The 12,438-nt window shown below is 70.3% G+C and carries 10 protein-coding genes; 3 read left to right on the forward strand and 7 right to left on the reverse strand.

Annotated features, from left to right (window positions below; translation table 11 throughout):
- Window positions 1–44: 44 nt before the first annotated feature.
- Window positions 45–482, reverse strand: coding sequence for a MarR family winged helix-turn-helix transcriptional regulator (locus tag ACFY0U_RS14480; RefSeq protein ID WP_046259087.1), 438 nt, complete (start codon window positions 480–482; stop codon window positions 45–47).
- A 144-nt stretch (window positions 483–626) separates the two neighbouring features.
- Here ACFY0U_RS14480 and ACFY0U_RS14485 point away from each other — a divergent pair, with 144 nt between their 5' ends.
- Window positions 627–815, forward strand: coding sequence for a hypothetical protein (locus ACFY0U_RS14485; RefSeq protein WP_046259088.1), 189 nt, complete (start codon window positions 627–629; stop codon window positions 813–815).
- 10 nt (window positions 816–825) lie between these two features.
- Here ACFY0U_RS14485 and ACFY0U_RS14490 read toward each other — a convergent pair whose 3' ends face one another.
- Window positions 826–2,277: an NCS2 family permease gene (locus ACFY0U_RS14490; protein WP_388635003.1), complete on the reverse strand. Its 1,452-nt coding sequence runs from the start codon at window positions 2,275–2,277 to the stop codon at window positions 826–828.
- A 117-nt stretch (window positions 2,278–2,394) separates the two neighbouring features.
- Here ACFY0U_RS14490 and ACFY0U_RS14495 point away from each other — a divergent pair, with 117 nt between their 5' ends.
- Complete coding sequence (locus ACFY0U_RS14495; protein WP_388635005.1) at window positions 2,395–2,676, forward strand: DUF2530 domain-containing protein; 282 nt, start codon at window positions 2,395–2,397, stop codon at window positions 2,674–2,676.
- A gap of 135 nt (window positions 2,677–2,811) precedes the next feature.
- The gene (locus ACFY0U_RS14500) at window positions 2,812–5,208 is read left to right on the forward strand and encodes a cation-translocating P-type ATPase (protein ID WP_388635007.1); all 2,397 of its coding nucleotides are present in this window, start codon (window positions 2,812–2,814) and stop codon (window positions 5,206–5,208) included.
- A 103-nt stretch (window positions 5,209–5,311) separates the two neighbouring features.
- Here ACFY0U_RS14500 and ACFY0U_RS14505 read toward each other — a convergent pair whose 3' ends face one another.
- From ACFY0U_RS14505 to ACFY0U_RS14525, 5 genes are all read right to left on the reverse strand, one after another.
- Entirely contained in the window at window positions 5,312–6,124 is an 813-nt protein-coding gene (locus tag ACFY0U_RS14505; protein ID WP_388635009.1) for a hypothetical protein, read from the reverse strand.
- A 220-nt stretch (window positions 6,125–6,344) separates the two neighbouring features.
- On the reverse strand, window positions 6,345–7,250 hold the full coding sequence (locus tag ACFY0U_RS14510; protein WP_388635011.1) for a hypothetical protein: 906 nt from the start codon (window positions 7,248–7,250) through the stop codon (window positions 6,345–6,347).
- A gap of 83 nt (window positions 7,251–7,333) precedes the next feature.
- Complete coding sequence (locus tag ACFY0U_RS14515; RefSeq protein ID WP_388635013.1) at window positions 7,334–8,092, reverse strand: calcium-binding protein; 759 nt, start codon at window positions 8,090–8,092, stop codon at window positions 7,334–7,336.
- A gap of 181 nt (window positions 8,093–8,273) precedes the next feature.
- Complete coding sequence (locus ACFY0U_RS14520) at window positions 8,274–11,384, reverse strand: sacsin N-terminal ATP-binding-like domain-containing protein (RefSeq protein ID WP_388635015.1); 3,111 nt, start codon at window positions 11,382–11,384, stop codon at window positions 8,274–8,276.
- Window positions 11,385–11,490: 106 nt separating this feature from the next.
- A complete protein-coding gene (locus ACFY0U_RS14525) occupies window positions 11,491–12,417 on the reverse strand; it encodes a DUF3027 domain-containing protein (RefSeq protein ID WP_388635017.1) in 927 nt (308 codons plus the stop codon).
- Window positions 12,418–12,438: the final 21 nt, after the last annotated feature.

Here is a 12,438-nt window from a genome sequence, read left to right on the forward strand (position 1 = left end):
GATCCCGTACTCAAAAGGGTTCGCCTCCTCGCGACGGCTGCTGCTTACAGGTGTGCGAGCTTCTCCAGCACGGGGGCGGCGGCGCGCAGTTTCGCCCACTCGTCCTCGTCGAGGCCGTCGACCAGGGTGGCCAGGAAGGCGTTGCGCTTGGCACGGCTCTCGGCGAGCATCGCCTCGGCCTGTTCCGTCTTCGTGACGACCTTCTGGCGCCGGTCCTCGGGGTGCGGCTCCAGACGGACCAGTCCCTTGCCCTCCAGCAGCGCCACGATGCGGGTCATCGAGGGCGGCTGCACATGTTCCTTGCGGGCGAGCTCGCCCGGGGTGGCCTTGCCGCAGATGGAGAGGGTGCCCAGGACCGACATCTCGGTCGGGCTCAGCGACTCGTCGACCCGCTGGTGCTTGAGCCGACGGGACAGTCGCATCACGGCGGAGCGTAGGGAGTTCACGGCGGCAGCGTCGTCGCCATGGGTAAGGTCCGGCATCTCTTTAGGATAACTCATTACTCTCGCTAAACAAGCTGACGCGCGCGAGGATTCCCGTGAGCCGGGCCACTAAACAGGATCATCACCCGTACGAGTGAGACGGCAGCAGAATGTGAACGCCGCTCCCCCACGCCCGCGACCCTCGTGTTCATGGGGACCAGCGTGCTCAGCCTGCGGATAGACGGGGAGCTGCTCGAACGGCTCCGGGACCATGCGGCCAAAAGGGGAATGAGCGTCCAGGACTATGTCGTCCGAACGCTCATCCGGGATGACTTCGACGAGCGGTTCCAGACCGCCGTCGAGGAGACGGAGAAGTTCTACGGGGTCACGTGACCCCCACGGCTCAGGTCAGACCCAGGGCCGGCATCAGGTAGTAGAAGGCGAAGACGGCGGCGACCACGTACATCGCGGCGGGGATCTCCTTGCCCCGCCCGGCCGCGAGCCGCAGCACCACGAAGGTGATGAAGCCCATGCCGATGCCGTTGGTGATGGAGTACGTGAACGGCATCATCACCATGGTCACGAAGGCCGGGATGGCGATCGTGTAGTCCGCCCAGTCGATCTCCTTGACCGAGTTGGACAGGATCAGGAAGCCGACCGCGAGCAGCGCCGGGGTCGCCGCCTGGGACGGGACCATCGTGGCCACGGGGGTCAGGAACAGGGCCACGGTGAAGAGGCCGCCGGTGACGATGTTCGCGAAGCCGGTGCGCGCGCCCTCGCCGACGCCCGCCGTGGACTCCACGAAGGCGGTGGTGGCCGAGGAGGAGCTCGCGCCGCCCGCGGCGACCGCGAGACCGTCGACGAACAGGACCTTGTTGATGCCGGGCATCTGGCCCTGGGCGTCGGTCAGCTTGGCCTCGTCGCTGACGCCCATGATCGTGCCCATCGCGTCGAAGAAGCACGACAGCAGGACCGTGAAGACGAACAGGACGCCGGTCAGCACACCGACCTTCTCGAAGCCGCCGAAGAGGCTGAAGTCGCCGATCAGACCGAAGTCGGGACTCGCCACCGGGTTGCCGGGCCACTTCGGGGTCGTCAGACCCCAGGACGGGACCTTGGCGACGGCCTCGATGATCATCGCTACGACGGTCATGGCGACGATCGAGATGAGGATCGCGCCGGAGACCTTGCGGACGATGAGCGCGAGGGTGAGCAGGGCGCCCAGCACGAAGACCAGGACCGGCCAGCCGTTGAGGTGGCCGTCGCCGCCGAGCTGGAGCGGGACGGTGGTCTGGGCGACGTCCGGGATCCGGGAGACGAAACCGGAGTCGACGAGGCCGATCAGCATGATGAACAGGCCGATACCGATCGAGATGGCCTTGCGCAGACCGAAGGGGACCGCGTTCATCACGCGCTCGCGCAGGCCCGTGGCGACCAGCAGCATCACGATGAAGCCCGCGAGCACCACCATGCCCATGGCGTCCGCCCAGGACATCCGGGGCGCGAGCTGGAGCGCGACGACCGAGTTCACACCGAGGCCGGCGGCCAGCGCGATCGGGACGTTGCCGATGACGCCCATGAGCAGCGTGGTGAACGCCGCCGTCACACAGGTGGCCGTCACCAGCTGACCGTTGTCGAGCTGGTTGCCGTACATGTCCTTCGCGCTGCCCAGGATGATCGGGTTCAGCACGATGATGTAGGCCATCGCGAAGAAGGTGGCGAAACCGCCGCGGACCTCGCGGGGGAGCGTGCTGCCCCGCTCGGAGATCTTGAAGAAGCGGTCGAGGGCGCCGTATGCGGGCGCACCACCCGGCTGATCGGGCGCGGGGACCTTGGCGGGGGCCGAGGTGGACATGTTTTGGCGTTTCCTACGATGAGAAATGGTCAGGAGCAAACCGTTTCAGTATGAACATATGAGTCGGCGATCCACCATCTCCGCGCGTAGAACTGATCGCCTCGTAAGCTGTCCTCCATGGCGAAGTGGACCCCCAAGCACGAGGCACCGGAGCCCCTGGAAGGGCCCATCGTGCCGACCATCATCGGCGGCACGATCCTCTGGTTCGTCCTCTTCCTCGTCCAGCTCCCCTTCTACGGCTGGTTCGACGACCACGGACACACCTGGTGGGTGTGGACCTGCCTGGCCGGCACCGGGCTGGGGCTGTACGGCGTCTACTTCGTCAAGAAGCGCGACACCGCCATCAAGCGGGCCGCGGCGGCAGCGGCGACGGAATCCGAGGCCCCTTCTGCGGAGTGACGAGGCCCCTGCTGCGGAGTGAGGGGCATCCCGTACAACCACGGCACCACTCCCCCCGGCGGTCCGTCCTACCCAGGTCGGATCTTCCGGCCACTCGGCGTGTGAAGCCGTAAATCCGCACGTACCGTCGAACGCATGACGCACATCGACGCGGGCGCCGAACTCGATCCTGTGCATCCCGTTCCCGTCCCCGCCACGGCGGCGACCGGACTCACCGCGGCCGAGGTGGCCGAGCGGATCGCGAACGGCCAGGTCAACGACGTCCCGGTGCGCAGCAGCCGGTCGATGACCGACATCGTCCGCGCCAATGTCTTCACCCGGTTCAACGCGATCATCGGCGTGCTCTGGCTGATCATGCTGTTCGTCGCGCCGTTCCAGGACAGCCTGTTCGGGTACGTGATCATCGCCAACACCGGGATCGGCATCATCCAGGAGTGGCGGGCGAAGAAGACCCTCGACTCCCTCGCGGTGATCGGCGAGGCCAAGCCGACGGTACGGCGCGACGGGGTGGCCCTGGAGGTCAGTACCGCCGACATCGTGCTGGACGACCTCATCGAGATCGGGCCCGGCGACAAGGCCGTCGTGGACGGGGTGTGCGTCGAGGCCGACGGTCTGGAGATCGACGAGTCGCTGCTCACCGGCGAGGCCGATCCCGTGGTCAAGCAGCCCGGGGACGAGGTCATGTCCGGCAGCTTCGTCGTCGCGGGCGGCGGGGCGTTCCGGGCGACCAAGGTGGGGCGCGAGGCGTACGCCGCCCAACTGGCCGAGGAGGCCTCCCGGTTCACCCTCGTCCACTCCGAGCTGCGTTCCGGCATCTCCACGATCCTCAAGTACGTGACCTGGATGATGATCCCGGCCGCCACCGGCCTGGTCATCACCCAGCTCGTCGTCAAGAGCAACGACCTCAAGGACTCCATCGCCCGCACGGTCGGCGGCATCGTCCCGATGGTCCCCGAGGGGCTCGTCCTGCTGACGTCGGTCGCCTTCGCCATAGGGGTCATCCGACTTGGCCGAAAACAGTGCCTCGTCCAGGAGTTGCCGGCCATCGAGGGCCTCGCCCGCGTCGACACGGTCTGCCTCGACAAGACGGGCACCCTGACCGAGGGCGGCATGGACGTCACGGAGCTGCGGCCGCTGAACGGCAGCGACGAGTCGTATGTACGCAAGGTGCTGGGCGCCCTGGGCGAGTCGGATCCACGGCCGAACGCGTCCCTCCAGGCCATCATCGACGCCTACCCGGACGCCGAGGACTGGCGCTGCACCGAGTCGCTGCCCTTTTCCTCCGCCCGCAAGTACAGCGGGGCGACCCTCAGCGAGGGCAACGGGGAGTCCAGTACGTGGCTGCTGGGCGCGCCCGATGTGCTGCTCGCGGCGGACGACCCCGCCCTCGTCGAGACCGAGCGGCTCAACGAGCAGGGTCTGCGAGTGCTGCTGCTGGCACGGACCGTGCGGGAACTGGACGATCCGGAGGTGGCCCGGAGCGCCCGGGCCACGGCCCTCGTCGTCCTGGAGCAGCGGCTGCGGCCCGACGCCGCCGACACCCTGCGCTACTTCGCCGAGCAGAACGTCCGGGCCAAGGTCATCTCCGGCGACAACGCGGTGTCGGTGGGCGCGGTAGCCGGAAAGCTCGGGCTGACCGGGGCGACGGTCGACGCGCGCACTCTGCCCGCCGACAAGGAGGGCATGGCCGAGGCGCTCGACGAGGGCACGGTGTTCGGGCGGGTCACCCCGCAGCAGAAGCGGGACATGGTGGGCGCCCTCCAGTCCCACGGCCACACGGTCGCGATGACGGGCGACGGGGTCAACGACGTCCTGGCGCTGAAGGACGCCGACATCGGCGTGTCGATGGGCTCCGGCTCCGAGGCGACCCGGGCGGTGGCGCAGATCGTGCTGCTCAACAACAGCTTCGCGACCCTGCCCTCGGTGGTCGCGGAGGGGCGCCGGGTCATCGGGAACATCACGCGCGTGGCGACGCTGTTCCTGGTGAAGACGGTGTACTCGGTACTGCTGGCGGTGCTGGTGGTGTGCTGGCAGGTGGAGTACCCCTTCCTGCCGCGGCACCTGACGCTGCTGTCCACCCTGACGATCGGCGTTCCGGCCTTCTTCCTCGCCCTCGCGCCCAACAAAGAGCGGGCGAAACCCCACTTCGTGCGGCGGGTCATGCGGTACGCGATCCCCGGCGGGCTGCTGGCCGGGGTCGCGACCTTCGTGACGTATCTGATCGCCCGTCACCACTACACGGGCAAGGGCTCCTTGGACGCGGAGACGAGCGTCGCCACGCTGACCCTGTTCCTCATCTCGATGTGGGTGCTCGCCATCATCGCCCGGCCCTACACCTGGTGGCGGGTGGCGCTGGTGGCGTCGATGGGTGCGGGGTTCCTGTTGGTGCTGGTGGTGCCGTGGCTCCAGGACTTCTTCGCGCTGAAGCTGGTGGGGGTGACGATGCCGTGGATCGCGGTGGGGATCTCGGCGGTGGCGGCGGCCGTCCTGGAGTTGACTTGGAGGTGGGTCGACCGCCGCGTGTCCGCTTAGCGCTTGGCTAGAGCCGGGGGCTGGGTGGGGTCGGCTGTTGTGTGCCGAGCGCGGCGCCGTTGTGGCTGGTCGCGCAGTTCCCCGCGCCCCTATCGGGGCGCTCTTACTGGACGTCTATGTAATCGCCCGTTGCGCTCACTGCCGGGGTCGTTGTCGTGCCGGCAAAGCTGTAGCGGTAGTAGCCGTCGACGGAAGCGGTGACCGTGGTGCTCAAGGTGCCCGTCGAGCTCGACTTGATGGTCTTCACCGTGGTGTAGGTGGTGCTGCCCTTCTTGCGGAACTGGAGCTTCACGGGCTGGGTCGCGTAGCCCGCGTACTTGTTGGACTCCCAGTTCGCGCGGGACAGCTTGCCGGTGACCGTGATGGTCCTGCCCTTCCTCACGGGCTCGGGGGAGGCGTTGACGGTCAGGGTGGACTTGCGCTGGAGATGGGTGGTGCCGAGGCCCCCCTGCCAGGTGAGCCCGCCGTTCTCGTCGGCCGCGAGCGCGCCCAGCTTCCAGGTGCCCGCCTCGGAGTTGACCAGGTCGCCGTCCTCGTCGGTGGCGTCCGGGCGGAACTCGATCTTCGCCGTGCACGTCAGGACCGTCGAGGAGGACGCCGTGCAGGTGCCGGGGTCGTCACCGAGGAGGAGGTCGTCGGAGTTCATGCCGAGAGTGTCGCCGCGGTAGAGAACCGGGCCGGTCTGGAAGGAGCTCGCGGCCAGGGTCGCGGGCTTGGTCACGGTGTAGGTCGCGGTGACCGTGACCTGGGTCGTGGTGCCGACCACGATGTTCTTGCCGCTGTTCACCTTGAGGGCGGAGAAGGTGACGGCGGGCCCTGCGGTGGTGGCGGCCTGTGCGGCCGGGACGGCGAGGGCGGTGAGGGCCAGGGCGCCGGTCACGGCGGAGACGACGGCCAGAGTGGCTCTGTTGCGCATGTGCGTTCCCCAGGGGGAGAAGTGATCGAGGAGTCTGTTGACTCACGCGATGAGATCCATGACCCCTGGGATGAGTTGTAGGGGTGGGTCCGGATTTTGTCCTTACCTGCACAAGGCTTGGGACTGGCCCCGGATCCGTGGGGAGCCGTTGGGATCCGCATGGGAAACGCCGAGGCCGGCCCCGGATGGATTCCGGAGCCGGCCTGGAGGGACGTATCGCTTACTTCACGTCGATGAAGTCACCCGTGGCGCTGACCGCCGGGGTGGTCGTGGTGCCCGCGAAGGAGTAGCGGAAGTAGCCGTCGACCGAGGCCTTGACGGTGGTGCTCAGGTTGCCCGTCGAGTTGGTCTTGATGGTCTTGACCGTGGTGTAGGTGCTGGAGCCCTTCTTGCGGAACTGCAGCTTCACCGACTGGCTGGAGTAGCCCGCGTACTTGGCGGTGTCCCAGTTGGCGCGGGACAGCTTGCCGGTGACCGTGATGGTCTTGCCCTTCTTCACCGGCTCCGGCGAGGCGTTGACCGTCAGCTTGGACAGGCGCTGGACCTTGAACGCGTTGGTCTTGTCGGTCACGGCGACACCGACGTTGTCCAGGTTCGGGTTCTCCGGGTCCTCGCCGTTGAACGCGACGGCGAAGCCGGCGGCCTTCCAGGAGCCGGCGTCCTCGTTCAGCAGCTCCGCCGGGTCGACCTCGACGGTGGCCGTGCAGTTGGCCACGGTCGCAGAGGCGTCCGTGCAGGCCGCGTCGCCGCTGTCGAACCACCAGATGGAGGTGTAGAAGTCCGCGCCCCGGTACAGCTCGACGCCACCGAAGAAGTCGTCGGCGTAGATGTCGACGTCCGCGGCGTGGTTCAGCGTGAAGGAGACCGGGACCTTCACCACGCTGGTGGTGCCGACCACGATGTTCTTGCCCTTGTTGACCTTCACGTTGGAGAACGAGGCGTCGAGGACGTAGGGGGTGCCGTCCACGGCGGTGGCGAACGCGGACTTGCCGGAGGCGGCCTGGGCGGCCTCGTGCGCGGCGGAGGCGCCGGCGGGAACCCGCTCGTCGGCCTGCGCGGCCGGTACGGCGAGGGCGGACAGGGCCAGGGCGCCGGAGACGGCGGCCACGGTGGCGCGAATACGCATGTGTTTCCTCAAGGAAGAAAGTGGGAGGCACCGGGCCCCGGACATGCCGGGACCCGGTGGGGTGGTGCGAGGACCGCTGTCGCTTACTGCACGTCGATCAGGTCACCGGTGGCGTTGACCGCCGCGGTGGTCGTGGTGCCCGCGAAGACATAGCGGTAGTAGCCGTCGACCGACGCGGTGACCGTGGTGCTCAGGTTGCCCGTCGAGTTCGACTTGATGGTCTTGACCGTGGTGTACGTGCTGGCGCTCTTCTTGCGGAACTGGAGCTTCACCGACTGGGAGGCGTAGCCCGTGTACTTGAGCGTCTCCCAGTTGGCGCGGGTCAGCTTGCCCGTCACCGTGATGGTCTTGCCCTTCTTCACCGGCTCCGGCGAGGCGTTGGCCGTCAGCTTGGCGGCACGCTGGAAGTTGAAGGACCCGGCCTTCTCCGTCCAGATGTAGTCGTCGTCGTTGGCGTCGATCCACGCGTCGACGTACCACTTGCCGGCGCTGGCGTTGCTGAGGTAGTCCGTCTTCGGGTCCACCGTCACCGACGCGGTGCAGGTCGAGGTGGTGGCGCTGGAGGCCGTGCAGGTCGGCTTGCCGGTGGTGAGGAAGCCGTAGTCGGGGCCTTCCAGCGAGAACTCCATGGCGCCGGCGATACCGGAGTCGTCCGTGGCCGTCACGCTGACCTTGATGGTCTTCGCGGCCGAGGTGCCGATGCCCACCTTGTTGTCGCCGTCGACGACGACCTTGGTGATCTTGGTGTCGCCTTGGCTGCCGTCCGCCTGCGCGGCAGGCACAGCGAAGGCGGAAAGGGCCAGGGCGCCGGTGACGGCAGCCCCGATGGCTCGAATACGCATGCGTTCCCCGCGTGGAGAAAGGGGCCCCGACGGTCGTCGTCCCCCACGGCGATCGCCTACACGTCGGGGCCCAAGTGATCAAGGAGTCTGTTGACTCACGTGATCAGATTCGTGACACGAGTGAATGGTTGTACGGATGGTGAGAAATTTGTGCGAGCTTTTCCAAGATCGCCTCCACAGGTCAGTCGAACCACCGGTCTCGGGCCAGCTCCGCCGTCCGTGACGGGTCCTCCAGCAGCGCCGCGACCTCGAAACGACGCGGCCACTGACCGGCCGCCCAGGCGAGCCCGGCGGCGACGCCTTCGAGCGTCGAGGCGTGCAGGACACCGTCGCTGGTCAGCCGCCAGTCCAACTCCACGCCGTCCACGACGAGTTCCTCGTGCTCGACGTAGGTCGTCGGCGTCCGCGAGCCGAGCAGCACCCGTACCGGCTCCGGTACGTCGTGCTCGGCGCCCTCGGAGTCCACCGACCCGGTGACCGACTCGCTCAGCCGCCGCACCTGGAACAGCTCCGCCAGCTCGGCGGCGCGCGCCGGCCGTACCGGCAGCAGCGGCACGCCCCCGGTGAAGGGCAGCAGATCGGGCGAGTCGACGACCACGGCGTCGGCCGCGTCCACCACCTGGACCCGCCCGTCAACGACGGCCCGCAGCTCGTCGGGCAGGGTCACCTGCTCGGGATCAAGGTCCGCCAACGCGCCGTAGAGGCCGTGCAGTTGGGCGCCCGTCACCTCGCGTGCAGGGTCGGCGAGACGGTCGAGGAGCTCCGCCGCCCCACCCGGCTCGTCCAGCAGCGCGGCCACCGACGTCCGCACACCGAGCGCCCGCAGGACCTGCTCGTCGTCGAAGCCGGTCGCGTCGGCCTCGTCGTACAGCCCGCGCAGCAGCGGGTCCCCGCCGGCCGCGAGCAGACCGGCCGGGCGGCGGCCGTCGAGCACCGGGTGACCCCTCAACCACCATGCGGTGTAAGGCCGTACGACCTCGTGGGTGCCGTCCGGCAGCAGGATCCGCACCGGCTGGGTGAGCGCGTCCCGCAGCGGCGGCAGGGCGAGCAGGGCGAGCGCCTGCGGCCAGCACTCCTCGTCCACCAGGTCCAGATCGCGTACGGCGATCAGTTCCGTGGCGACCGGCGGGACCGGCGAGTCGGGGAAGCGGTCGAGGATGTCCTCGCTCCACACGTCCACGGCGTCCAGCAGGCCCGCGTCGTCCGGCTCGGCGAAGTCCCCGTCGCGCGGCTCCAGTTCGTCCGGGTCCAGGACCACGTCGGTGGCGCGGACCAGCGCGAAGGTGGCGAGCACACCGCAGGCGGCCAGCGGCTGTTCGCCCCAGCGCTCGGCCAGCTCGGCGTCCACGGTGGCGAGTTCCCCCTCGCGCATGATCCGCGCGAACGGGCTGCCGGGGAGGACGAGTTCACCGGCGGGGGCCGGTTCGCCGTCCTCGTCGGGCAGCGCGAGCGCACCGAGCCAGGGCTCGTCGCCGGGTTCGAGGCCGGCGTCGCGGACGAGGGCGAGGACGGTGTCGGCCAGCTCCTCCGCGTCCAGGGTGTCCTCCTCCCACGCCCCGCCGTCGTCGTCCAGCGACGCGGCGACCGCGGCCCGCACCTGAGGCGTGGTCAGCACCGCACGCGGGGACGCGGGCAGCGCGCCGAGCTTCTCCAGCAGGGGGTGCGCGGCGTCCGGGTGGGCGACCTTGAGGCCGAGCCGGGCGAGCACCTCCGGGTCGATGGCGACGCTGTCGGCGGTGGGCAGCAGGACCTGCCGGGGCCCGATGGTCGTTCGGCCGTCGGCGAGCGGGACCGGGAGACCGGAGAGCCGGTCCGGGTCCACCCCCGCGAGGCTGTCGTACAGGCTGCGCCACCAGCCCGGCTCCTTCTCGAGCCCGGCCAGCCGGTCGACGGCGTCGGTGAGCGGGAGGCGGGCGACGCCGAGGGTGCGCAGCTCGACGCGGCGTTCCAGACCGGCGGGCAGAAGGGTGGGCAGGACCTCGGCGAGGACGCGCACGGTGTCGGCGCCGGCGCCCTCCACCACCTCCGCGTCCCTGGGGCGCAGGGCCTCGGGCAGGTCGTCGTCGTCCTGGCCGGGGGTCAGGGCCGGCGGCAGGAAGGCGGTCCGGGGCAGCCGCTCCAGGATCGCCTGCCGCAGCGTCCCGTCCAGCTCGCCCTTGCCGAGCGGGCCGGGCACCAGGTCGATGATGCCGGTGGTCACCGGCCGCCACTCGGCGAGCAGTTCGACGTACGCGTCCGCCGCGCGCTGCACCACGAAGTCGGTCAGCGGACCGGGCGCCGCGTGCCGGCGGGTGGGGTCCAGCGGGAAGGAGGCGATGAGCAGCGCGGGCACGCCGAGCGGCTCGTCGCTGGGGGTGGGGGCGTGCACGACGGGGCTGGTACGGGGGCGGACCGGGGTGCCGTCGGCGTCGGCGGGGACGGCCCAGGTGACCGACCAGTGCGGCCGCAGCCGCTCCTCGACGGGGCGGTCGGCGAGGAGGTCGGCGGTCAGCGGCCCGTGCGAGGCGGCGACCCGCCACCGGGTCTCGCCGTCGCGGGAGTCCTCCACGACGGTGAACGCGTCCTCGGTGCGGCGGCGCAGGGTCCGGGTGGTGTCCGTCTCGATCACGACCTCCTCCAGCCCGGGCAGGGCGAGGAGCAGGGCGTCGTCGACGGCGTTCAGGAGACGCTCGGCGAGGTCGGTGGCGGCCGGGTCGCGCAGCGGCAGGATGACGGCCGTGTCGTACGGGTCGGGGGCGGTGCCCTCGGCGGCGAACGGGAGCCGCAGCAGCGGGATGTGCCCGTCCCGCCGCCGGACCTCGTCTCCCAGGCCCGGGCTGTGGCGGGCGGTCTCGGCGGCCAGGTCCCGGCCCTCGGCGAGGGACCAGCGGACTCCGCCGTGGCGGCCGACGACCGCGGGCTCGTCGGTGACGGCGAGGACGGCGGCGAAACCGACGCCGAAGCGGCCGATGGCGGCGGTGTCGCGTTTCGCGGAGGCCCGCAGGGTGGAGAGGGACTCGACACCGGCCGCGTCGAGGGGGGCGCCGGTGTTGGCGGCGACGAGGACGCCGTCGCGGAGGGTGAGGCGGAGCCGTCCGGGCACGCCGGCCCTGGCGGCGGCGTCGGCGGCGTTCTGGGCGAGCTCGACGACGAGTCGGTCCCGGTAGCCGCCGAGGACGAGGTCCTCCTCGGCGTTGGCGTCCTCACGGAACCGGGCGGGACTGGTCGCCCAGGCGTCGAGCACTCCCCGCCTGAGACGGGCGGTCCCGAACGGGTCGGCTCCCTCGGCTGCGGGCCGCACGAACTTGCTCACGTTCAACACTCTCCTCGTCGGCGTGGGGTCGAAGGTACCGCGAGGAGGGGGGACCGTAACTCGGGGAGGGCTCGCGCGGCCCAGAGCCGGCGGGGGCGAGAAAAGGCTACGAGTGGCCCAGCTCCGCCGACGCCTCGTCCGGTGTCTCCGGGACCGAGCCCGAGTCGGGCGCCGGGCGCAGGGGGAAGGGGTCGACCTTGGTCTCGTCGATGACCGGGGCCGCCGGACGCGGGGGCTTCGGCATGACCGCCGCCTCGGAGTGGCCGCCGCAGCCGTACGCGAGGGAGACCACACGGCCGTCCGCCGGGGCGAACTCGTTGGCGCAGACGCCGAAGGCCTGGCCCAGGGAGCCGCCGATCGGCTGGAGGAAGCCGCAGCTGACGCAGGTCGCGGGGGCCGCCTGCGCCATGGTGGTCTTGGCGCCGTACGCCTCGTCCCAGCGGTCGGCGGCGGTGTGCAGTCCGTAGCGGGACAGGACCCGGGCGCGTCGCATGCCCAGTTCCTCCGCCACCGAGGCGATCGAGCCCCGGGCCGGGACCACCGGGAGATGGGACGGCGTGCCGACGGTGACCTCCGCGTCCTCCGCCTCCACCAGCTCGGCCATCTCCTCGGAGACGGCGGAGCTCGGCACCGGCTCGTCCTCGCCGGAGTAGCCGGGCTCCAGCCGGAGGTCCTCGGCGTCGGTGGGGAGCAGGTCACCGGGGCCCATGTCGCCGGGGCGCAGCCGCTCGCTCCACGGCACCCACTCGGGGGCCAGCAGGGCGTCCGGGCCCGGCAGCAGCACGACCTCGTCGAGCGTCACGATCTTCGCGCGGGAGGCCCGCGCCACCGTGACGGCCCAGCGCCAGCCCCGGTAGCCGAGCTCCTTGCACTCGAAGAAGTGCGTGACGACACGGTCGCCCTCGGACTCGAGCCCCGCGTGCTCGCCGACGACGCCGGGTGCCGCCGCCTCCTCGGCTGCGGTGCGGGCGAGGTCGACGGCCTCGGCGCACAGGCGGTCGGGGGTGCGGCTTCGCGTGGTCGCTGCGCTCACAGGTATCGCTTCTCTCCTACG

Origin of the sequence: Streptomyces sp. NPDC001536, from assembly GCF_042894505.1 — a bacterium.
Classification (GTDB): Bacteria; Actinomycetota; Actinomycetes; order Streptomycetales; family Streptomycetaceae; genus Streptomyces.